Origin of the sequence: Escherichia sp. MOD1-EC6162 (assembly GCF_002965125.1) — a bacterium.
Lineage (GTDB): Bacteria > Pseudomonadota > Gammaproteobacteria > Enterobacterales > Enterobacteriaceae > Escherichia > Escherichia marmotae.
Map to the genome: position 1 here is coordinate 31,394 of NZ_PTSB01000010.1, position 23,015 is coordinate 54,408.

Genomic DNA, 23,015 nt, shown 5'->3' on the forward strand with positions numbered 1-23,015 from the left:
GGTGCAAGAGACAGGGTACGAAGAGCGTACCGAATAATCTCACCAATCAATACCTCTGGGATCTTGATTGTGGTCTGCGCAAAGCATGTTCGCCAGCGAGAAAACGCAAAGGAATGAAGGGAAATGCAACGAGGTGTGTAAATTATCGGTTACTGTTACAGATTGATGTCAGGCGAAAAAAAACCTGCGCATCTGCGCAGGCTGGTGTAATTCATGTGCTCAACCCGAAGTTGACTTCACCTATCAATACCTCTGGGATCACCACTTTAGCAACCTGAAGCCAAACGCCACCAGCGGTCAATCGCAACAGCGTTTCGCAAAGTGTAACCAAAGGTTTGTAATCTCTTTTTTTGTCTTACTTATTCGCGTTTCGCTCACATTCCCCGCGCAGAAAACACCACACCCCTTGAACCAACGGGCGTTTTCCGTAACACTGACAGAATGTAAGCGTTTACCCACAAAGGTATTTTCATGGCGACCATAAAGGATGTAGCCCGACTGGCAGGCGTTTCAGTCGCCACAGTTTCCCGCGTCATTAATAACTCTCCAAAAGCCAGTGAAGCTTCTCGTCTGGCTGTGCATAGCGCGATGGAATCTCTTAGCTATCACCCAAACGCCAACGCCCGGGCGCTGGCACAACAGACAACTGAAACCGTTGGCCTGATCGTTGGCGATGTTTCCGATCCCTTTTTCGGCGCAATGGTGAAAGCGGTCGAACAGGTGGCTTATCACACCGGTAATTTCTTATTGATTGGCAATGGTTACCACAACGAGCAAAAAGAGCGTCAGGCCATTGAGCAGTTGATCCGTCATCGCTGCGCCGCACTGGTTGTCCATGCCAAAATGATCCCGGATGCCGATTTAGCCGCATTGATGAAACAAATGCCAGGCATGGTGCTGATCAACCGGATACTCCCTGGTTTTGAGAACCGTTGTATCGCTCTGGACGATCGTTACGGTGCCTGGCTGGCGACACGTCATTTAATTCAGCAAGGCCATACCCGTATTGGTTACCTTTGCTCTAACCACTCTATTTCTGACGCCGAAGATCGCCTCCTGGGGTATTACGATGCCCTTACTGAAAGCGGTATTCCAGTTAATGACCGGTTAGTAACTTTTGGTGAACCGGATGAAAGTGGCGGCGAACAGGCAATGACTGAACTGCTGGGAAGAGGCCGGAATTTCACCGCGGTGGCCTGTTATAACGACTCAATGGCGGCGGGCGCGATGGGCGTACTCAATGACAATGGGATCGATGTACCGGGCGAGATTTCGTTGATTGGTTTTGATGATGTGCTGGTATCACGCTATGTGCGCCCACGGCTGACCACCGTACGTTACCCCATTGTGACGATGGCAACCCAGGCTGCCGAACTGGCATTAGCGCTGGCGGATAATCGCCCCCTCCCCGAAATCACCAATGTCTTTAGTCCTACGCTGGTACGCCGCCATTCAGTTTCAACGCCGTCGCTGGAGGCAACGCATAACACCGCCAGCGACTAGCGGTGATTAAAGCAACTCTAACGCCAGTAATTCTTCAATGGTCTGGCGGCGGCGAATCAACCGCGCCTGACCATTATCAAACAGAACTTCTGGCAACAGTGGGCGGCTATTGTAGTTTGATGACATTGACGCGCCATATGCCCCCGTATCATGCAGCACCAGATAATCACCCGCCTTCACTTCCGGCAAAGCGCGGGTTTCGACATTTCCCCCCTCCTGCTGGGTAAAAACATCGCCCGATTCACATAACGGCCCGGCGACAACGGTTTCCACCGTTGGTGCCTGTTCAAGAGAACGACCATCAGCCGCCAGGGCGCTAATATGGTGGTAACTGCCGTACATTGCCGGACGCATCAGGTCGTTAAATCCGGCATCAACCAGCACAAAGCGGCGACTGCCCATTTGTTTGACGCTCCGCACCTGAGTAATCAACACGCCAGACTGCGCCACCAGGAAGCGACCCGGTTCAATTTCCAGTTTCACGTGATGCCCCAAATGGCAAGCGATCTGCTCACGCGCGGCATTCCACAGACCATAATAATGTTCAGTATCAACCGACTCCTCTCCCTGCTGATAAGGAACAGAAAGCCCACCACCTGCAGAAATAGCCTGTAAATCCTGACCAAATTCGATGACCTGACGCACCATCGCCCCACACACCTGCTCCAGATGCGCGTAATCAACACCGGAACCAATGTGCATGTGAATGCCGACCAGTTGCAGATGATGACGTTGTATCACTTCCAGTGCGGCGGGAAGATCGGCATACCAGATGCCGTGCTTACTGTTTTCGCCACCAGTATTGGTTTTTTGGCTATGACCGTGACCAAACCCCGGGTTAACGCGCAGCCATACCCGATGCCCTGGCGAAATCTTCCCCAGTTGGTCGAGCATATCGACAGAGCCAGCATTCACTGGAATTTGCAATTCACTGACGCGCTCAAGCGTTGCCTGATCGATAACATCCGCGGTAAAGACGATGTCATCGGGATGCGTTTGCGGATTGTATCCCGCCGCCAGCGCACGCTCGATTTCACCCAACGAGACGGAATCTACTTTCACGCCCTGCTCACGCATTAAGCGCAAAATATGAATATTGGAACAAGCTTTCTGTGCGAAGCGCACCACATCAAACTGTTTCAACGCCGCAATCTGCCGACGAATAATTTGTGCATCGTAGACCCACACCGGGCAGCCAAATTCTGCGGGCAAGCGCAGCAGATTTTCGGCGCTGAGATCGGTATCAGTGCTGAACAGTGAATGTGGCATAACAAACTCCGAATAAGTGCTTTTTTATGATTACGCCACATCATAAAAAGAATAAAAAATATCGATTTATGCCGAGTCTATGCAAAAATGATATGGATTACCGGATTGCGAGAGAAAGTCGATGGCCGCCGTTAACTTACGTCATATTGAAATTTTTCATGCGGTTATGACCGCCGGAAGCCTGACTGAAGCCGCACAACTGCTGCACACCTCACAGCCAACTGTCAGCCGCGAACTGGCACGTTTTGAAAAGGTGATTGGGCTGAAACTGTTTGAGCGCATACGCGGAAGATTACATCCTACCGTGCAAGGACTGCGGCTATTTGAAGAGGTGCAGCGCTCCTGGTACGGGCTGGATCGCATCGTCAGCGCCGCTGAAAGTCTGCGCGAGTTTCGCCAGGGAGAACTTTCAATTGCCTGCCTGCCGGTCTTTTCGCAGTCTTTTTTGCCCCCGCTGCTACAACCTTTTCTGGCCCGTTATCCTGAAGTCAGTTTAAATATCGTGCCGCAGGAATCGCCGCTACTTGAAGAGTGGCTTTCGGCCCAGCGCCATGATTTAGGACTCACCGAAACGCTGCATACGCCTGCGGGTACGGAACGTACCGAATTACTGTCTTTAGATGAAGTCTGTGTTTTACCGCGGGCACATCCGCTGGCGACAAAAGAGGTATTAACGCCGGAAGATTTTCAGGGTGAGAATTACATCAGCCTTTCCCGTACTGACAGCTATCGCCAGTTGCTGGATCAACTGTTTAATGAACATCAGGTTAAACGCCGCATGATTGTGGAGACCCATAGTGCCGCGTCAGTCTGCGCGATGGTACGGGCGGGAGCGGGCGTTTCGATAGTTAACCCACTCACCGCTCTGGATTATGCAGCAAGCGGATTAGTCGTGCGGCGATTCAGTATTGCTGTTCCCTTCACCGTTAGCCTGATTCGCCCCCTGCACCGCCCGTCTTCAGCATTGGTGCAGGCATTTACAGAGCATTTACAAGTCGGTTTACCGAAACTGGTTGCCTCGCTTGACGCTATTTTGTAGTCAGTTACGACAGCATAAAGGCAACCGCATCCTCGGCATGGATCGCTGCAGTATCAAATACGGGAAGAACGCTGCGTTCTTCAGGCACCAGTAAACCAATTTCTGTGCAGCCGAAAATCACGCCCTGCGCGCCCTGTTCTGCGAGGCGAGCAATCACTTGCGCATAATAAGCGCGCGATGCTTCGGTAAATTGCCCCAGACACAGCTCTTCAAAAATAATCTGATTAATTTTCGCCCGTTCATCTGCTTCAGGCACCAGACAATCGATAGAAAATTGCTCCGCCAACCGCCCACGATAAAAATCCTGCTCCATAGTGTAGCGCGTGCCCAGTAGCGCTACGCGCGTCATTCCGGCGCGGCTGATTGCTCGTCCGGTGGCATCCGCAATATGTAAAAAAGGCAGCGAGCAACGGGATTCGATGACATCTGCCACTTTGTGCATCGTATTGGTACATAACACAATGCCCTCTGCACCCGCCCGCTGTAAGCCAATCGCCGCCTCTGCCAGAATCTCCCCGGTTTTATCCCATTCACCACGACGTTGACACTCTTCTATTTCATGAAAATCGACGCTATGTAGCAGCACTTGCGCAGAGTGAAGTCCACCAAGCCGCTGTTTAATGCCTTCATTTATCAGGCGATAGTAAGGGATGGTGGATTCCCAACTCATTCCCCCCAGCAAACCAATTGTTTTCATTCCTCTCTCCTGTCTTGTGAGTTACCGCAGCGAGGCAGAATAAAGGACGTAACGAACGCCTCAACGGCCAGGTGCCCGATCTCTATTAGCGAAAAAAAGGCCGGATGTACAGCACATCCGGCCAGTGAAATCAGACGCCGATATTTCTCAACTTCTCGCCAGACATCAGTTTACGTTCGATATGTTCCAGCGTGACATTCTTGGTTTCAGGAATGAGCCAGAAAGTGATGCCCACAAACGCAATGTTCAATGCGGTGTAGAGCCAGAACGTACCGGCAGCGCCAATGCTGTCGAGCAACGTCAGGAAGGTCGCGCCGATAATCATGTTCGACACCCAGTTGGTGGTGGTCGAGCAAGTAATACCGAAATCGCGACATTTCAGCGGCTGAATTTCGGAGCACAGGATCCACACCACAGGCGCGGCACTCATCGCATAACCGGCAATACACATCATCGTCATGCCAACAGAGAGCCAGGACAAACCACTGGAAGCCGTTCCGTTATCAAACTGCATCAGGCAATAACCCAACACCAGAGTTCCCAACGCCATCACGCTGAAACCAATTTTCAGCGCCGGTTTACGCCCCGCTTTATCGACCGTAAAGACGGCAATAAAGGTGGCGAACATAAAGGTCAACCCCACCACCAGAGTCGCTATCATCTGCTGTTCGGTAGTCGTAAAGCCCGCCATTTTGAAGATACGCGGCGCGTAGTACATGATGATGTTCATACCAGTAAACTGCTGCATCGCCTGCAACAACATACCGAGGAACACGGCACGACGGACGTTACGGTTGATCTTAAACAGCGCCCAACCGCCCTGTTTTAATTTCAGGCTTTCACGTATTTCGTTGAGTTCTTCTCGCGCTTTTTCCGATGTATCGCGCAGCATACGCAGCACTTCTTCCGCCTCAATATGACGCCCTTTCTCCGCCAGCCAGCGCGGACTATTCGGCAGGAAGACCACCAGAATAATCAACAGGACTGCAGGTAAGGCAAGAACACCTAACATTGCGCGCCAGTTACCGCTATAGCTGAAGGCTGTATCGGATAAAAACGCCAGCACAATGCCGAGTGTGACCATCAACTGGTACATACTGATCATCTTGCCACGAACGTTTTCACTCGCCATTTCTGAGAGATAGAGAGGTGCAGTATAAGAGGCGATTCCGACAGCAATCCCCAGCACCACACGGGCGGCAATCAGCATTTCAACGCTGGTCGCAAAAGCCGACCCTATCGAACCGAGCACAAAGAGGATAGCCCCCGCCATCAGACTGTATTTACGCCCCAGGCGGAACGACAGCCAACCGTTAAACAGCGCACCGATTGCTGCGCCAAGCATCATGCTGCTGACCACCCACTCCTGCAAACGACTGGTCAGCACAAAGTGATCGGTGATGAACGGCAACGCTCCGGCAATAACTCCGATATCAAGACCGAATAACAATCCCGCGACCGCAGCAGCTACCGAAACAAACATATTCATACGCCGCGTATCGCGCAGAGGGCGCGGCGTTAAAGCAGATTCCGTATTGATAGTAACCATTTTTTCCTGCCAGCACAGAGTAAGACATAGTGAAAAAATACGTGAACAATTAACTCAGGTGTCAGGTCGGAAACATCATAAATATGGATTAAACTGCTGCTACATACTGTTATGTGATGGACATTACACTTTTAAAATTAAGTGAAATTAATGACATTATAATTAAGCATATAATTTTAAAGCAGATAAAAATCATAAAGTTTATTAATTGATAATTAATATGGATTATTTCATAACCATGATATGGATTATGCTGATTATCAGAAATAAAAAACCCCGCCGTCAGGTAGGGTCTTAATAGCAAACTGAATAAATTAACGTGCCAGCCAGCCGCCATCCACAGCAACGGTATAACCATTCACATAGTCTGAAGCACTGGAGGCAAGGAATACCACCGGCCCCATCAGATCGCTCGGTAGCCCCCAGCGTCCGGCAGGAATGCGCTCAAGAATTTCCGCACTACGTTGTTCATCAGCCCGCAATTGCTGAGTATTGTTGGTCGCCATGTAACCCGGAGCAATCGCATTAACGTTGATGTTATGTTTTGCCCATTCGTTCGCCATCAGGCGCGTCACGCCCATCACGCCGCTTTTTGATGCGGTATACGAAGGCACACGGATCCCGCCCTGAAATGAAAGCATTGACGCAATATTGATAATCTTGCCGCCGTTGCCCTGAGCGATAAAGTGTTTCGCCGCAGCCTGAGACATGAAGAACACGCTTTTGATATTCAGGTTCATCACATCATCCCAGTCTTTTTCGCTGAACTCGAGGGCATCTTCACGGCGAATCAATCCGGCGTTATTCACCAGGATATCAATATGACCGAACTCTGCTACCGCACGATCCAGCAGTGCTGGGATGCCATCAATCTTACGCAGATCGGCAGTCAGACTTAAAAAGCGACGCCCCAGCGCAGTAACCTGTTCAATAGTCTCTGTTGGCTCAACAATGTTGATGCCGACAATGTCACAACCCGCCTGTGCCAGCCCCAGTGCCATTCCCTGTCCCAGCCCGGTGTCACAACCGGTGACTACCGCAACTTTACCTTCAAGAGAAAATGCATTTAAAATCATAATAATACCTTATTCATTTATACTCGCGACTAGCGCAGATCTTTAACGGCAACGTGGTCCATATCATCAAAGACCTGGTTTTCACCGACCATGCCCCAGATAAAGGTATAAGCTTTGGTTCCTACGCCAGAATGGATAGACCAACTTGGGGAGATCACTGCCTGTTCGTTATGTATCACAATATGACGCGTTTCTTGCGGCTGCCCCATCATGTGGAAAACGCAGGCGTCATCGTCCATGTTGAAATAGAAATAAACTTCCATCCGACGTTCGTGGGTGTGGCACGGCATCGTGTTCCACAGGTTACCCGGTGCCAGCTCCGTCAGCCCCATACTCAACTGGCAGGTTTCCAGCACATCCGGCACAAAATATTTGTTAATCGTGCGGCGGTTGCTGGTGAGGTTATCGCCCAGCGTAACCGGAGACACTTCGGACGGAGTCACTTTTTTGGTGGGATACGTTGTATGAGCAGGCGCACAGTTGTAGTAAAACTTCGCTGGAGTGGCACTATCGATGCTGGCAAAGACAACCTCTTTTGCACCTTTACCTACATACAAGGCATCGCGGTGACCGATTTCATAGCATTGACCATCGACAGTAATCGTTCCGGCACCGCCAATATTGATAACACCCAGCTCGCGACGCTCAAGGAAGTAGCTCACGCCCAGTTGTTTTCCGACTTCCCCGCCAACGGAAACCGTTTTTGCTACCGGCATAATACCGCCAACAATAATACGGTCAATGTGGCTGTAAACCATGGTGTACTCATCCGCGACGAATACCTTTTCAACCAAAAATTCATTGCGCAGCCCCTGGGTATCCAGCGTTTTCGCGTGCGCACTGTGGATGCTCTGTCTTACGTCCACATCAACCTCCGATAATCAGTGAAGCATGAAATTACAAACGATAGTGAAACATCGTTTCGTTTTCTCTTTAAAGGGATGATATGCCCATGGGATATGGTTTTCAATTAAAAATAAAACATTGTTTCATTTTCTGGAAAAGGATTGAAAAAAGTGTAGTACCGATCACGAATCAGCCAGGTAGAAGGAGAAAAGTCAGGTTTTATATGAAATGTGCATAGCGGTGCCAGCCATCATCATAAAGCAGATTGATGGCGGCAGATGTTTAACGGATAAGGAAGAAATACAGATCTAATCGTCACGCTCAATAGTTAATGCCCCCCCCTGACCACCACCAATGCAGAGTGTAGCCAATCCTTTACGAGCGTTGCGTTTCACCATTTCATGAACCAAAGAAACTAAAATGCGGCACCCGGAGGCACCAATCGGGTGGCCCAACGCAATCGCGCCCCCATTGACATTGACCCGGCGTTCATCCCACTCGAGCATCTTGCCAACAGAAAGCGCCTGCGCGGCAAATGCTTCATTAGCCTCAATAAGATCGATATCGGCCAGTTGCCAGCCAACACGCTCCAGGCAACGGCGGGTTGCATACACCGGGGCAATGCCCATCAGTGCAGGATCGACACCAACGCTGGCAAAGGCGCGAATACGTGCGAGCACGGGTAAATTCAACGCTCGCGCTTTGGCTTCGCTCATCATCATTACCGCAGCAGCACCATCATTGATGGATGAGGCATTTCCCGCAGTAACAGAGCCGTGGCTATCAAATGACGGATTTAAACTGGCTAGCCCTTCTGCACTGGCATCAGTACGCGGCTGTTCATCGGTATCAACGATCAATAACTGCCCGTTGCTTTGCGTTCTGACCGGGACGATCTCATCTTTGAATCGTCCGGCGTCAATGGCCGCCCGCGCTTTTTGCTGCGAACTAAGTGCGTAGGCATCTTGTAACTGGCGGCTGATACCATATTCGCGCGCCAGATTTTCGGCGGTGACACCAATATGGTAATCATTGAATGCATCCCACAAGCCGTCATGCACCAGGCTATCAACCAATTGGCTATCGCCAAGCTGTGCTCCGGTGCGGCTATCAGTCAAAACATGCGGCGCGCGACTCATATTTTCCTGGCCACCGGCAATAACAATATCAGCCTCACCACACTGGATCGCCTGAGTGGCGAGATGCAAAGCTTTTAGTCCGGAACCACAAACATCATTAATGGTAATTGCCGAAACGCTGTTGGGAAGACCACCTTTAATCGCTGATTGCCGTGCTGGATTCTGCCCTGCCCCGGCGGTCAGAACCTGTCCCAGAATCACCTCATCTACCGCATGTGCTGCAACACCAGTGCGATCTAATAATGCTTTCACGACCAGGCTGCCTAATTCCACGGCGGAATGGCCTGCCAATGCTCCACGAAAGCAACCGATAGGTGTTCGTAACGCCCCGACAATCACAACGTCTTTCATCACAACCTCGCACCAATTAACCGCGTAATAGTAAATGATTGTTAACAACAATTATCTTAAATGTTTAAAAATAGTGATTTTTATCACAAAGGAAATTCGTCGGAATGAGGGATGGAGATACCAGGCTGGCACGCAAGGTTTGCATCTACTAACACACCAATCCACGGTTGATATAGCGTTAATCTCCCATGTCTGGCCTGGTTTATGGTAAATTGCCCTCCATTTTGTTTAATTTGTAGATGATACGTTCAAATAATGTCTAAGATTTGGTCAAAAGAAGAAACTCTCTGGAGCTTCGCACTCTACGGCACTGCCGTTGGCGCAGGCACACTCTTCCTTCCTATTCAGTTAGGTTCAGCGGGAGCGGTGGTCCTGTTTATTACTGCACTGGTCGCCTGGCCTTTAACATATTGGCCACATAAGGCCTTGTGCCAGTTCATCCTTTCTTCAAAAACATCAGCAGGCGAAGGGATCACTGGCGCGGTAACTCACTACTATGGCAAGAAGATTGGTAATCTGATTACCACTCTGTACTTCATTGCTTTTTTTGTCGTCGTGTTGATATATGCAGTGGCAATCACCAACTCACTCACTGAACAACTGGCGAAGCATATGGCCATTGATCTACGCATCCGTATGCTGGTGAGTCTTGGTGTTGTGTTGATCCTGAATCTCATTTTTCTGATGGGACGCCATGCCACAATTCGGGTAATGGGATTTTTGGTTTTCCCGCTGATTGCCTACTTTTTATTTCTTTCCATCTACCTGGTCGGTAGCTGGCAGCCTTCTTTATTAACAACCCAGGTAGAGTTCAATCAGAATACCCTTCACCAGATATGGATATCGATTCCCGTGATGGTTTTCGCCTTTAGCCATACACCGATTATTTCTACGTTTGCCATCGACAGACGTGAAAAATACGGCGAACACGCTATGGATAAATGCAAAAAAATTATGAAGGTCGCTTATCTCATCATCTGCGTGAGCGTGCTATTCTTTGTCTTTAGCTGCCTGTTATCAATTCCACCTTCATATATTGAAACGGCAAAAGAGGAAGGCGTCACCATTTTATCGGCACTGTCTATGTTGCCAAATGCCCCTGCATGGTTGTCAATTTCTGGGATTATTGTCGCGGTAGTTGCAATGTCTAAATCATTTTTAGGCACCTACTTTGGCGTTATTGAAGGTGCGACGGAATTAGTCAAAACAACGTTACAGCAGGTAGGGGTTAAAAAAAGCCGTGCATTTAACCGCGCACTGTCAATTATGTTGGTATCACTGATTACTTTCATCGTCTGCTGCATCAACCCTAACGCAATTTCGATGATCTACGCAATCAGCGGTCCGCTCATTGCCATGATTCTTTTTATCATGCCTACACTGTCTACGTACCTCATCCCTGCGCTTAAACCCTGGCGTTCCATCGGAAATCTAATTACGTTGATCGTGGGTATTTTGTGCGTTTCGGTAATGTTCTTTAGTTAATCTCTGAGGTGAATGGTTCAAAATAGTCATAATTTTGAACCATTCCAATTCTTACAATGCCTGCCCACCATTAATCCTCCCTCTGACTATTCATAGCATAAACAAGCATTATCAAGCTGTTATCATCAGTAAAAATCTGAACATCTTAAATAAGACTATTTAAGATGCTTCACTTAGATTTACAAGATATCTTCTGGTTATTCGAAAACAATTTGCAGTATAGATATTCCTAATGCATTAGGTAGTTATCTGATTTGCAATAAAGCCAATATGGTTAACCAAGTGAAATCAAACCATATTTAAAACTTAACGACGTATTCTTAAATAGTTTATTGAGAATAATATCAAATACAGATTAAACGCAAATTTCTATTAAAAGCTTATTAAATCAGAGTGTATTGACATCATCAATAACCAATGAAATTATGCGATTATCTATGAATAGGGAGGTTATTAACATGAGACTTTGTAGTAGATATAAAAGTCTTACATGCAATAGTTGCTCAATGCATTGTCAAATAATGCCAGAAAAGTCACCACGTTTGCAGTATTGTGCAAACGCATGCTTTTGTATGTGGCCCGAAGATAGTTCGTATTTTAATCGTGGTGTGGTTGAAGGCATATTAAGTAAAAACCATAACGCACGATTAAGCGGATACATTTTTGTAGATTTTTCAGTAAGTTTTTTACGTCTTTTTTTAGATAAAGACTGGATTGACTATCTTACGAGTACTGATATGGGAATTGTATTGGTAAGCGACAGGAATATGCAATCTCTTGCTAATTACTGGAGAAAACATAACCCAGCAATATCAGCCATTATATATAATGATGATGGACTGGATGTTGCTAACGAAAAGATCAGACAGTTGTTTATCGGTCGTTATCTGTCGTTTACCAGAGGCAATACGTTAACTCAAATGGAGTTCACCATAATGGGGCATATGGTCTCTGGCTATAATCCATATCAGATTGCAGAAACACTCAACATGGATATCCGTAGCATCTACGCCTACAAGCAAAGAATTGAAAAAAGGATGGGTGGTAAAATTAACGAATTGTTTATACGTTCAAACTCAGTTCAGCATTGAAACGTAACTATCAATAATCATAATTATTGTATATACGGGCATTTATAAAGATGCCCGTATTTTATATCACGCACTTTTAACGCCATTTGTTAAATATTTAGTTTAATCATGTAAGTTTTGTGTGTTATCTCAAAAGATGAAGAGACATCATGAGAGAAAAATCATAAAAACGTCGTTACAACTGTTAAATTTGTTAATACATATAGAATTTTAAGTTACATTAACATATTGCAATCATGATTATCGGAATGAATATAAAATTAATATATATTTATTAGATAAATACTAATATACTTATCAAACTATTTAATTTCAATTTTCTTGATGCCGTATTTTATTGACGTATGTACTGGATTATTAACAATAATATTGAGTTCTGGCCGGAACACAGGAAATTAATTTCGGTACATGACGCCGAGCTGAACGTCGTTCTGACAACGCCAGCAAGCAGGTGTTTATCGTTGCTACTTGAAGCTTTTCCAGATGTGGTCGCCCAACAAGATTTTTTCTCCAGAGTCTGGGAAGAAGAAGGTATGCGTGTACCGGTCAACACGTTATACCAAAACATATCGATTATCAGACGCGGATTTCGTGCGGTTGGTGAGACTACGCATTCGCTTATTGCAACCGTGCCGAGAAAAGGGTTCAAGATCAATAATGATATAAACATAGGAAGTCATACCCTCCCCTCTTCAGTAGATGTTCAAAAGAACAATTCTCCTCACAGCCTGAACGTTACAGATGAGCTTAGAGACATAAATGTTGCTCCAGATAATCATGTCAGGAACATACTCTGGCGCTCTAAATTTTATTTACCAATGTTAAGTGCGTTTGGTGTAGGTTTGCTTACCGCATTTTTACTATGGAATAATAGTCAACCCAGATCATTTTTCAAAGATTACAGAACTGTTGCACAAATAAATGGTTGTCATTTTAATGTTGCAGAAGATAGCATCGATGGTTTGAAAGATTTCGATAAATATAAGAACCGTATATTAGGGTCAGGAATTGACTGTAAAAAATATCCGTGGCTATATTTTTCACTCTCCAGGTCGTCTCCGGGTTTGATTGTTATGGCATGCAAAAAAAACTACAGTAATAACGAAGTTGCCGGCTGTTTAACTCTGTCTTATCGTGAGGTTAATCGTGACTCGCTGTAAAAAAGTCCTGCTTATTGTTTTATGCTTTATCAGTGGGTTTATTTTATTCATTGCCTATCATTATTCTAAAGAACAAATCGCATATAATGAAAAATGTACGGCTAATTGGGTGATTTTTAATGACCAGGGGCAAGCCAATCTTACTCTTGATTTTATGTATAATAAAAACCAAAAGACTGGAACAGTTGCACTGAGTGGCACATGGAAACAAAACACAAAGGTTTATAAAGCAATTCGACGAGATATTGAATACACATGGAGTGAAAATTATAATACTTTGCATCTCATCTCCAACAAAATAAACAAATTTGATATTATTGATCAAGTTGAGGATGATAAACTTGCACTACTCCTTCCTGATTTTTATGTCTTTTCAGGAAAAATAATAAGCTATAATATACAAAAACAACGTAATCATGGATTTCTTTTTAATATTAGTAATAGAGCAATTATGTACTGTGCAAGATAATATAATATCACTATAGAAACAAAAATGTTAAAAATAACCATTTGAATATTATTGGTACTGAAACACGCCATAATTTTTTGAAATTTATAATTCTGTACATCTAAACTCTTATACATAACTCCCTCGCGCTATAAAAACACCAATAGTACATCCCTCCCCCGCATGACAATTACTTTACATAATATTTTTGTCAGAAAACATCAAAAGCACTCTTTGGCGAAGATGCTACATTATAAAAATAGATGATTTAACGGTGCAAAAAGCAAGCGCATATGATTATCTTAACCTATTATATCAAAAACAATAGTTAGCTAATGAATAGAAGTGTTACTCATATTGTTTCTACAAACAGATTGTATCTCGATATATAGATTACCTTTTAGTATTTTATCTTTCTTAAATGAAATTAATGCTCAGTTAAGAAATGAAACACCCAGTTTTTATCTATGTATTTCAATTAGTTATACACATACATGATTAACATGCATTACTTAAGAATATTTCAGATTACATTCAAAGCAATTCTGGATAAATTAATGCCAACAGTCATGGGAATTTTGTATATACAAAGTCATATACAGTTTAATGAAATATATATGAGTATCAGTCATATCTATTACTCATGCAGGACGCAAATAGCCATAAAATTCACAGAGGTTAGCTAATGGATTTAGAAATTAAATTTTCATATCATTTCCCTGATGGGATAATACTGACAGAAGATGGTATTCTTACTAAAGGGAATGAGCAATCTTACATTCCCCCCAAAGAGCTAGGTGTATTATTTGTATTGCTTGAATCTGCTGGCAATGTTGTATCAAAAGATATGATCATCGAATCCGTGTGGAAAAATGTAATTGTAAGTGATGAGTCCCTTACACGTTGTATATATTCATTAAGATGTATTTTTGAACAAGTTGGTTATACCCGTTGTATAGAAACCATATATAGAAAAGGTTACCGATTCAGTGGACAAGTATTCAAAATAAAAGGAAATCAATATAATGAAGCAGGAAGCACTATTGCTTTATTCCCATTTACAACGTCTCACAGCCACCAGGATCCATTAACACTTAACCAAGAGCTTATACAGTTCATTTCAAATAAAAAAAACGATAACCTATATATATACCCAATGGCTGCAACCCAGTATTGTATAGATAATAAATCCCAAACAGCTTTTCTGGCCAGATTCAAACCAGATTATTTTATAACAGGAAGGATTAACCAACATGACACATCAAACAGCTTATATGTTGAGGTGATCGATGCAAAAAGTTTTTATCTTGTTGCCAGCACTCATCTTCAGGCTGATGATATACAAAAAATATCACAATTTATAATAAGTAACTTGTATATGGTCATGAAGGATCCTGAAACTGCACCAGGATTAATTAGCCAAAACGAATCATCTAATGAGCATGTTTTATCCAAAGAAATGTCTGCTGGGAAAAATGCACTAAATGAGTTCACACCAGAAAGCATTGTCAAAGCAATAACTATATTTGAAAACCTGATAAAAAAATACAATACTCAGTTACTAATAAATGAATGCTATTGTCTGTTAGCTGAATGCCATATGTCTCTGGCTCTTCATGGTATATATGAACATAAACATGCTACTCAAAAGGCATTAGAATTTATAGATAAGGTATCAGATAAAGCTATTTTTGATGGTAAGATATTAGGAATTATGGGGTTGATAACTGGTCTTTCTGGACAAGCAACAACATCACGTATTTTTTTTGATCATGCACAAATAAAAATATTAGATGTCGCTTCCCTATACTACTATAAGTCACTGGTAAACATATATAATGAAAGAATTGAGGATGCAATCTCTTGTATAGAACAATCACTGTTACTTGAACCAAAAATACATAAAACTGCGATAATAAAAAAATCCATTGATGCATATGTCTCTACAATGCAGAATAAAAAAAGCGTACTCTCTTATCACGGCACAGAGAAAGAACACCATTTAGCTATTATTAACAACATCCAAAAACTAAGGCAATTGACAAATTATAACAATACTATCGATTTTAATAATCAATATGCGGTAGCTTGATGCATTATAAAGAAATAATATATGAGGACGTAAAAAAACTGGAGCGGGCGAAGGGAATCGAACCCTCGTATAGAGCTTGGGAAGCTCTCGTTCTACCATTGAACTACGCCCGCTTTGAGATGCGTAAGGCATTATAAACCTTACGCTCTTCTTAGCAAGTGTCTTGCTACTGACTGCTGATTAATTCACCATCAACACTTTGGTTTGCTGCCCTGTGGCGGCAAGTAGCGCAAAGGATCAATTGCCGTAGCACGGTAACGAATCTGGAAATGTAACCGCACGGATTCTGCATCAGTACTGCCCATCGTCGCTATCTTTTGCCCAGCCTTAACGCTTTGCCCATTGTTTACCAGCATCGTGTCGTTATGAGCGTAGGCTGTGATGTAATCTTCACTGTGTTTTATCATGATGAGATTACCGTAGCCGCGTAATTGGTTACCGACATACACCACCTTACCGGCACCGGCTGCGTATATTGGCGTCCCGCGCGCTGCAGCAATATCAATCCCTTTATTGCCGCCATCTGCCATTGAGTAAGGCATGATAACTTTTCCACTCGTTGGCCATAACCAGCAACGTTGTCCAACAGGAGGCCATGAAGATTTCGGAACCACTGGCGGCGGCGTTACTGACGCTGTTTTCGTCGTTGATTTGGCAGTATATTTCCGCGAACTGCGGTTGCTTTTTGCCCCACCAAGTTTCAACTTTTGGCCTACTTCGATGGTATAGGGGGGAGAAATGCCGTTGAGCCGGGCAAGTTCTTTTACGCTTGTTCCCGTGGTGCGTGAAATACGATAAAGCGTATCCCCCCGTTTCACGGTGTAAACGGAGCCGGAATACGTTCCTGTGTCTGATGATTTGCTACCCGAACAGCCCGCCAGAAGCAGTCCAGCCGATAACAGCATCACGATACCCAGCATTTTTTTATTCGGGCGTCCTGCGCTCAAAATCTTTCCTCGCTCAAAAAACAAGACGCTATATCATAGCAGTCACCTGTCAGATACCCAATCCATTGCTCGGAAAATGGATGTACAAATCAAGAATTGTTAATGAATCTATTAGGATAGGATAACCACCATTAGTACATCATAACGAAAAAGAAAGCATCCTGACTGCCTCCTAATATTCATTTATCACAATGATTTTTATCACACTCATATTGATACACAGCCCTCTCTTGCTTTGCTGATAAAAACCACATCATCCCTGGCGTTTTATTAACAACATCACACTTCCCTCCTCCCCTCATGCTTATAGTCGTTTCTGGCGTAATTCTTGCCTTCAAAGACTAAATCATTGCCATAAGAACCAAATGTTCAAATCAAGGGGATTTCTATGGAAGCGCGGGAAGCAACCGCTACAGGTGAATCATGTATGCGCGTAGATGCCATTGCTAAGGTTACCGGGCGGGCACGATATACTGACGATTATGTTATGGCGGGCATGTGTTACGCGAAATATGTACGTAGTCCTATCGCACATGGTTATGCCGTAAGTATTAATGATGAACAAGCCAGAAGTCTGCCTGGCGTACTGGCTATTTTTACCTGGGAAGATGTACCGGATATCCCATTCGCCACGGCAGGGCATGCCTGGACACTTGACGAAAATAAACGCGATACCGCCGATCGCGCACTGTTAACTCGCCATGTTCGCCATCATGGTGATGCCGTTGCCATCGTCGTGGCCCGAGATGAACTCACAGCAGAAAAAGCAGCGCAATTAGTCAGTATTGAGTGGCAAGAATTACCCGTTATCACCACACCAGAAGCGGCACTTGCAGAAGACGCCGCTAAAATTCACAGCCGCGGTAATTTGCTTAAGCAAAGCACGATGTCTACGGGCAATGTCCAGCAAACAATCGATGCCGCCGATTACCAGGTGCAGGGACACTATCAGACCCCCGTCATTCAACATTGCCACATGGAAAGTGTGACATCGCTGGCGTGGATGGAGGATGACGCGCGAATTACCATCGTCTCCAGTACGCAGATCCCGCACATTGTTCGCCGCGTTGTCGGTCAGGCGTTGGATATTCCCTGGTCATGCGTGCGGGTAATCAAACCGTTTGTCGGTGGAGGTTTTGGTAATAAACAAGATGTGCTGGAGGAGCCAATGGCGGCATTCCTGACCAGCAAGCTCGGCGGTATTCCGGTGAAAGTTTCCCTTAGTCGTGAAGAGTGTTTCCTGGCGACCCGTACCCGCCACGCTTTTACCATTGACGGGAAAATGGGGGTTAACCACGATGGTACGCTGAAAGGCTATAGTCTGGATGTTCTGTCCAACACGGGTGCTTATGCCTCTCACGGCCATTCCATTGCTTCCGCAGGTGGTAACAAAGTCGCGTATCTTTATCCTCGTTGCGCCTACGCTTACAGCTCAAAGACCTGCTATACCAATCTACCCACGGCTGGCGCAATGCGTGGTTATGGCGCACCGCAAGTCGTTTTTGCCGTCGAATCAATGCTGGATGACGCCGCTACCGCGTTAGATCTTGACCCGGTAGAAATTCGTTTACGTAATGCCGCCCGTGAAGGCGATGCAAATCCACTCACTGGAAAACGCATTTACAGTGCCGGATTACCTGAGTGTCTGGAAAAAGGGCGGGAAATCTTTGAATGGGAAAAACGACGTGCAGAGTGCCAGAACCTGCAAGGCAATTTGCGCCGCGGCGTTGGCGTTGCCTGTTTTAGCTACACCTCTAACACCTGGCCTGTTGGTGTAGAAATCGCGGGCGCACGCTTGTTGATGAATCAGGATGGAACTATCAACGTGCAAAGCGGCGCTACGGAAATCGGTCAGGGTGCCGACACTGTGTTCTCGCAAATGGTGGCTGAAACCGTGGGTGTTCCGGTCAGCGATGTCCGCGTGATTTCGACACAAGATACCGATATTACGCCATTCGATCCAGGTGCGTTTGCTTCACGCCAGAGCTATGTTGCCGCGCCTGCGTTACGCAGTGCTGCATTGCTATTGAAAGAGAAAATCATCGCTCATGCCGCTGTAATGCTACATCAGTCAGCGATGAATCTGACACTGATAAAAGGCCATATCGCGCTGGTTAAAAGGCCGGAAGAGCCATTGCTGTCGTTAAAAGATCTGGCGATGGATGCTTTTTATCATCCTGAGCGCGGCGGGCAACTTTCTGCTGAAAGCTCGATCAAAACCACCACTAACCCACCGGCATTTGGCTGTACTTTTGTTGATCTGACGGTTGATATTGCGCTGTGTAAAGTGACCATCAATCGCATCCTCAACGTCCATGATTCGGGCCATATTCTTAACCCGCTGCTGGCTGAAGGTCAGGTTCACGGCGGAATGGGAATGGGCATTGGCTGGGCGTTATTTGAAGAGATGATTATCGATGCGAAAAGTGGTGTGGTACGTAACCCCAATCTGCTGGATTACAAAATGCCGACCATGCCGGATCTGCCACAACTGGAAAGCGCGTTTGTCGAAATCAATGAACCACAATCCGCATACGGACATAAGTCACTGGGTGAGCCGCCAATAATTCCTGTCGCCGCTGCGATTCGTAACGCGGTGAAAATGGCTACCGGTGTTGCAATCAATACCCTGCCGCTGACGCCAAAACGGTTATACGAAGAGTTCCATCTGGCAGGATTGATTTGAGGATAACATCATGTTTGATTTTGCATCTTACCATCGCGCAACCACCCTTGCCGATGCCATCAACCTGCTGACTCACAATCCGCAGGCCAAACTGCTCGCCGGTGGCACTGACGTGCTGATTCAGCTCCACCATCACAATGACCGTTACCGTCATATTGTTGATATCCACAATCTGGCAGATCTTCGGGGGATTACGCTGGCGGAAGATGGCGCGCTACGAATCGGTTCCGCGACAACCTTTACCCAGTTAATTGAAAATCTATTAACCCAGCGTCATCTCCCGGCGTTATGTGCTGCGGCTTCGTCAATTGCCGGGCCGCAGATCCGTAACGTCGCGACCTACGGTGGAAATATTTGCAACGGTGCCACCAGCGCAGACTCAGCCACGCCAACACTGATATATGACGCGAAGTTGGAGATCCACTCCCCGCGCGGTGTTCGCTTCGTCCCGATTAACGGCTTTCATACCGGGCCGGGCAAGGTTTCCCTTGAGCATGATGAAATCCTTGTCGCATTTCATTTCCCACCGCAACCGAAAGAACATGCAGGTAGCGCGCATTTTAAATATGCCATGCGCGACGCGATGGATATTTCAACCATCGGTTGCGCTGCTCATTGCCGCCTGGACAACGGCAATTTCAGTGAATTACGCCTGGCATTTGGTGTTGCCGCACCAACGCCGATTCGCTGCCAACATGCTGAACAGGCTGCACAAAACGCGCCATTAACTCAGCAAACGCTGGAAGCTATTAGCGAATCAGTCCTACAGGATGTCGCCCCGCGTTCTTCCTGGCGTGCAAGTAAAGAGTTTCGTCTGCATCTCATCCAGACGATGACCAAAAAAGTCATTAGCGAAGCCGTCGCCGCGGCGGGGGGAACATTGCAATGAATCACAGCAAAAGTATTACCATTGAATGTGTCATTAACGGTATGCCTTTTCAGCTTCACGCCGCACCAGGAATGCCACTTTCGGAGATGCTCCGCGAACAAGGACTGCTTAGTGTCAAGCAAGGTTGCTGCGTTGGCGAATGCGGTGCCTGTACAGTACTGGTTGACGGAACGGCAATCGACAGTTGTTTATACCTGGCCGCATGGGCTGAAGGAAAAGAGATCCGCACGCTGGAAGGCGAAGCAAAAGGTGGCAAACTTTCTCATGTTCAACAGGCTTATGCGAAATCCGGCGCAGTGCAGTGTGGCTTTTGTACGCCAGGGCTGATTATGGCCACCACGGCAATGCTGGCGAAACCACGAGAGAAACCATTAACCATTACGGAGATTCGTCGTGGCCTGGCGGGAAATCTCTGTCGCTGCACCGGTTATCAGATGATTGTGAATACAGTACTGGACTGCGAAGAAACGAAGTAAAACGAAATCCGGCCTGAATTCAGGCCGGATTTACCGTGGTTACACGCTTAACAACTCATATTTTTTAATCTTACGATAGAGGGTAGCAATGCCGATACCCAGTTCATCAGCAACTTGCTTCTTGCTGTTATGACGTGAAAGCGCCTCGCGTATCATCTGTTTTTCCATCTCCTCCAGCGCCGTGCCTCCAGTATCATCAAGTGCCAAATGTGCCTCGCAAGCTTCTGGCATCTCACTTTGCTCCATCGCACCGTTATTTACCAGATTGGGTGGCAAAAGCGTGCTGTCAATGACTTCACCAGAAGGAACAACGTTGACCAGATATTCCATCAGATTGCTTAACTCTCGCAGGTTCCCTGGCCAATAATGCTTACGCAGTAACTCCACAACATCGGGAGCAATACCTGGGTAAACCGATCCCAAACGACGGGTATGTAGATGTAAAAAGTAATGCACCAGCAGTTCAATATCTTCCTGACGTTCACGCAGCGGTGGCAAAGTTAAAGGAATGACATTGAGTCGGTAGAAGAGATCTTCGCGAAATTTACCTTCGGCAATGAACTGGGCTAAATTCTGGTTGGTTGCAGAAATGATGCGGATGTCGACCTGTATTGGACTACTGGCACCAATCGGCAGGATTTCACGCGCCTCAATAGCTCGCAGTAATTTAGCCTGCAACATCAATGGCATATCGCCAATTTCATCAAGAAACAACGTGCCTGTATTCGCCGCCTGAATCAACCCTATTTTGCCGTTGGCTGAAGCGCCAGTAAATGCGCCTTTAACATAACCGAACAGCTCACTCTCCAGAAGCTGCTCCGGAATCGCCGCACAGTTGATAGCAATAAATGGTTTGTTCCGCCGTCCACTCAGCTTATGGATTGCGCGAGCCACCACTTCTTTCCCGGTGCCACTTTCACCAACGACCATAACACTGGATGGGCTAGGCGCAATGCGGCTAATGAGTCGTTTTAATTGCCGCATAACCCGGCATTCGCCAACTAATTGTTCAATATGCGGTTCATCAGAGGCATTCGCCACGGAAAAACTGGTATGAGATTGGTGAAATGCCATTAAAAATAACTGTCGGCCCTGTATGTTATGCAACTGACCAATTATCAATTCACTTTTATCATCCCACGAAACGATATGCTGCATATGGCCATGAGTAAAATTACTCTCAAATGTTAATGGCCTGAAACGAACAGGTTTCCCAACCATATTATTTTGAGCAACACCGAGAGTTTTTAATGCAGTCTGGTTAACAAACTGAACACGATTGTCTTCATCAATAACTAATACTCCCTGATCCATATTATCAATCATGGTAGCGAATATTTTACTTATATTATCTCCTGGCCCCTGATCTTCCAGAAGCTTTGAAACAAAAATAGTCGATATATGGCGAACGTAATCTGAAAATTCGCGTAAATTATCACTGATATGTTCTTGTTGCTCATGAGTAACAGCAATCAAACTTATTACCCCGACACAGCGTTCCTGTAGAATAACAGGCGTGCCCAGAAATGCCTTTTCACGACAACTCTCTTTACTGTCGCAACCTTCACAAAGGGGATCGAAGCGAGATTGTGTCACAACCTTTTCGGTTTTGGTTTCGAGGACATAGCGGAGCAAGCGCGAGTTGCCACTCAACTGGCGACCAAGAAATTTCCCATATGCGCCAGTTCCAGCGACGCGGCACAAGTTTTCATCAACGATCTCAACCTCAAGCTGCAAAACGCTGGCTAGCATTCTGGCAAAACGCTGAATTGTTGGTTGAATTTGCATCAATACTGACTGCGTAGAAACAAGCTCCATAGCTTTACCTTCCAGAATCACTTAAAAGTCGATCATTGAAGACGTTGATGGTTCACAGGTCATGACGATATTAACTCAGACAAATATAGCTTTGCTAAAAACATAGGATTTTTATCATTTTCTAATGAAATTATGGAAGTAATATCACATTTCTATATCAATATGAGAATTACGGGAGTGCATTTATCAAACTGACGTCGATTTACCTGCCTCTTTATCTTATTTCTGATGCTTAGCAGCAAATAAATAACTGCATAAAAAAAGCCAATCGTTTCCGTATATTTTGATGTTCCATAGCACATCAATAATTTGTGATCAAACCCACACATTATTCGTTAAATTAGCATTTCATAACCATGCAGATAATTCTGGCATGTTTATTGTTAGTTCCTGGTATAGCTGTGAAAACACCAATCACATTGGCATGTCACAGTGAAATAAACCACTTTGCCTG

Annotated in this window: 18 protein-coding genes and 1 tRNA gene; 10 read left to right on the forward strand and 9 right to left on the reverse strand. The window is 45.6% G+C overall.

The annotated features are described in order from the left end of the window. Window positions 1-471 precede the first annotated feature (471 nt). Complete coding sequence (galR, locus tag A9587_RS10385; protein WP_001516996.1) at window positions 472-1,503, forward strand: HTH-type transcriptional regulator GalR; 1,032 nt, start codon at window positions 472-474, stop codon at window positions 1,501-1,503. 6 nt (window positions 1,504-1,509) lie between these two features. On the opposite strand, the gene lysA is transcribed toward galR, so the two are convergent. Further along, entirely contained in the window at window positions 1,510-2,772 is a 1,263-nt protein-coding gene (gene lysA / locus A9587_RS10390; protein WP_105263833.1) for a diaminopimelate decarboxylase, read from the reverse strand. A gap of 121 nt (window positions 2,773-2,893) precedes the next feature. Here lysA and lysR point away from each other — a divergent pair, with 121 nt between their 5' ends. After that, complete coding sequence (lysR, locus tag A9587_RS10395; RefSeq protein ID WP_001516998.1) at window positions 2,894-3,811, forward strand: DNA-binding transcriptional regulator LysR; 918 nt, start codon at window positions 2,894-2,896, stop codon at window positions 3,809-3,811. Between the two features lie 4 nt (window positions 3,812-3,815). Here the strand turns inward: lysR and ygeA are convergent, their stop codons facing one another. The 5 genes from ygeA to A9587_RS10430 form a co-directional block, all read right to left on the reverse strand. Then, a complete protein-coding gene (ygeA, locus tag A9587_RS10400) occupies window positions 3,816-4,508 on the reverse strand; it encodes an amino acid racemase (RefSeq protein WP_001516999.1) in 693 nt (230 codons plus the stop codon). Between the two features lie 130 nt (window positions 4,509-4,638). Then, window positions 4,639-6,057 (reverse strand): arabinose-proton symporter AraE, encoded by a 1,419-nt coding sequence (araE, locus tag A9587_RS10405; protein ID WP_000256427.1) that lies wholly within the window; start codon window positions 6,055-6,057, stop codon window positions 4,639-4,641. A 314-nt stretch (window positions 6,058-6,371) separates the two neighbouring features. After that, on the reverse strand, window positions 6,372-7,133 hold the full coding sequence (gene kduD / locus A9587_RS10415; RefSeq protein WP_000602501.1) for a 2-dehydro-3-deoxy-D-gluconate 5-dehydrogenase KduD: 762 nt from the start codon (window positions 7,131-7,133) through the stop codon (window positions 6,372-6,374). 29 nt (window positions 7,134-7,162) lie between these two features. Further along, window positions 7,163-7,999, reverse strand: coding sequence for a 5-dehydro-4-deoxy-D-glucuronate isomerase (gene kduI / locus A9587_RS10420; protein WP_000383241.1), 837 nt, complete (start codon window positions 7,997-7,999; stop codon window positions 7,163-7,165). Window positions 8,000-8,287: 288 nt separating this feature from the next. After that, a complete protein-coding gene (locus A9587_RS10430) occupies window positions 8,288-9,469 on the reverse strand; it encodes an acetyl-CoA C-acetyltransferase (protein ID WP_105263832.1) in 1,182 nt (393 codons plus the stop codon). Window positions 9,470-9,724: 255 nt separating this feature from the next. Here A9587_RS10430 and A9587_RS10435 point away from each other — a divergent pair, with 255 nt between their 5' ends. From A9587_RS10435 to A9587_RS10455, 5 genes are all read left to right on the forward strand, one after another. Further along, on the forward strand, window positions 9,725-10,954 hold the full coding sequence (locus tag A9587_RS10435; protein WP_000036848.1) for an amino acid permease: 1,230 nt from the start codon (window positions 9,725-9,727) through the stop codon (window positions 10,952-10,954). Between the two features lie 458 nt (window positions 10,955-11,412). Then, window positions 11,413-12,045: a helix-turn-helix transcriptional regulator gene (locus A9587_RS10440; protein ID WP_001517001.1), complete on the forward strand. Its 633-nt coding sequence runs from the start codon at window positions 11,413-11,415 to the stop codon at window positions 12,043-12,045. A 344-nt stretch (window positions 12,046-12,389) separates the two neighbouring features. Further along, on the forward strand, window positions 12,390-13,205 hold the full coding sequence (locus A9587_RS10445; RefSeq protein WP_010378573.1) for a winged helix-turn-helix domain-containing protein: 816 nt from the start codon (window positions 12,390-12,392) through the stop codon (window positions 13,203-13,205). After that, entirely contained in the window at window positions 13,192-13,674 is a 483-nt protein-coding gene (locus tag A9587_RS10450) for a hypothetical protein (protein ID WP_001517003.1), read from the forward strand. Before A9587_RS10445 ends, A9587_RS10450 begins: the two co-directional genes overlap by 14 nt. Window positions 13,675-14,338: 664 nt before the next feature. Next, window positions 14,339-15,745 carry a winged helix-turn-helix domain-containing protein gene (locus A9587_RS10455; RefSeq protein ID WP_105263563.1) on the forward strand — a complete coding sequence of 469 codons (1,407 nt, stop codon included), beginning with the start codon at window positions 14,339-14,341 and terminating at the stop codon, window positions 15,743-15,745. 39 nt (window positions 15,746-15,784) lie between these two features. On the opposite strand, the gene A9587_RS10460 is transcribed toward A9587_RS10455, so the two are convergent. Beyond that, window positions 15,785-15,858 (reverse strand) — tRNA-Gly (locus tag A9587_RS10460). Between the two features lie 78 nt (window positions 15,859-15,936). Beyond that, window positions 15,937-16,692 carry an amidase activator ActS gene (actS, locus tag A9587_RS10465; protein WP_001517011.1) on the reverse strand — a complete coding sequence of 252 codons (756 nt, stop codon included), beginning with the start codon at window positions 16,690-16,692 and terminating at the stop codon, window positions 15,937-15,939. A 388-nt stretch (window positions 16,693-17,080) separates the two neighbouring features. On the opposite strand from actS, the gene xdhA reads away from it, so the two are divergent. The 3 genes from xdhA to xdhC are packed head-to-tail and all read left to right on the forward strand — an operon-like array spanning window position 17,081 to window position 20,743. Beyond that, window positions 17,081-19,378 carry a xanthine dehydrogenase molybdenum-binding subunit XdhA gene (xdhA, locus tag A9587_RS10470; RefSeq protein ID WP_105263562.1) on the forward strand — a complete coding sequence of 766 codons (2,298 nt, stop codon included), beginning with the start codon at window positions 17,081-17,083 and terminating at the stop codon, window positions 19,376-19,378. 10 nt (window positions 19,379-19,388) lie between these two features. Continuing rightward, a complete protein-coding gene (gene xdhB / locus A9587_RS10475; protein ID WP_016249155.1) occupies window positions 19,389-20,267 on the forward strand; it encodes a xanthine dehydrogenase FAD-binding subunit XdhB in 879 nt (292 codons plus the stop codon). Further along, complete coding sequence (gene xdhC, locus A9587_RS10480) at window positions 20,264-20,743, forward strand: xanthine dehydrogenase iron sulfur-binding subunit XdhC (protein WP_001016641.1); 480 nt, start codon at window positions 20,264-20,266, stop codon at window positions 20,741-20,743. The genes xdhB and xdhC overlap by 4 nt, the downstream gene beginning before the upstream one ends. Before the next feature lie 39 nt (window positions 20,744-20,782). Here the strand turns inward: xdhC and A9587_RS10485 are convergent, their stop codons facing one another. Then, the gene (locus tag A9587_RS10485; protein ID WP_001517013.1) at window positions 20,783-22,561 is read right to left on the reverse strand and encodes a sigma-54 interaction domain-containing protein; all 1,779 of its coding nucleotides are present in this window, start codon (window positions 22,559-22,561) and stop codon (window positions 20,783-20,785) included. Window positions 22,562-23,015: the final 454 nt, after the last annotated feature.

Bases quoted from the DNA above. Each gene is read 5' to 3' on its own strand.
- galR (WP_001516996.1), top strand. From the start codon at position 472: ATGGCGACCATAAAGGATGTAGCCCGACTGGCAGGCGTTTCAGTCGCC.
- lysA (WP_105263833.1), bottom strand. From the start codon at position 2,772: ATGCCACATTCACTGTTCAGCACTGATACCGATCTCAGCGCCGAAAAT.
- lysR (WP_001516998.1), top strand. From the start codon at position 2,894: ATGGCCGCCGTTAACTTACGTCATATTGAAATTTTTCATGCGGTTATG.
- ygeA (WP_001516999.1), bottom strand. From the start codon at position 4,508: ATGAAAACAATTGGTTTGCTGGGGGGAATGAGTTGGGAATCCACCATC.
- araE (WP_000256427.1), bottom strand. From the start codon at position 6,057: ATGGTTACTATCAATACGGAATCTGCTTTAACGCCGCGCCCTCTGCGC.
- kduD (WP_000602501.1), bottom strand. From the start codon at position 7,133: ATGATTTTAAATGCATTTTCTCTTGAAGGTAAAGTTGCGGTAGTCACC.
- A9587_RS10430 (WP_105263832.1), bottom strand. From the start codon at position 9,469: ATGAAAGACGTTGTGATTGTCGGGGCGTTACGAACACCTATCGGTTGC.
- A9587_RS10435 (WP_000036848.1), top strand. From the start codon at position 9,725: ATGTCTAAGATTTGGTCAAAAGAAGAAACTCTCTGGAGCTTCGCACTC.
- A9587_RS10440 (WP_001517001.1), top strand. From the start codon at position 11,413: ATGAGACTTTGTAGTAGATATAAAAGTCTTACATGCAATAGTTGCTCA.
- A9587_RS10445 (WP_010378573.1), top strand. From the start codon at position 12,390: ATGTACTGGATTATTAACAATAATATTGAGTTCTGGCCGGAACACAGG.
- A9587_RS10455 (WP_105263563.1), top strand. From the start codon at position 14,339: ATGGATTTAGAAATTAAATTTTCATATCATTTCCCTGATGGGATAATA.
- xdhA (WP_105263562.1), top strand. From the start codon at position 17,081: ATGGAAGCGCGGGAAGCAACCGCTACAGGTGAATCATGTATGCGCGTA.
- xdhB (WP_016249155.1), top strand. From the start codon at position 19,389: ATGTTTGATTTTGCATCTTACCATCGCGCAACCACCCTTGCCGATGCC.
- xdhC (WP_001016641.1), top strand. From the start codon at position 20,264: ATGAATCACAGCAAAAGTATTACCATTGAATGTGTCATTAACGGTATG.
- A9587_RS10485 (WP_001517013.1), bottom strand. From the start codon at position 22,561: ATGGAGCTTGTTTCTACGCAGTCAGTATTGATGCAAATTCAACCAACA.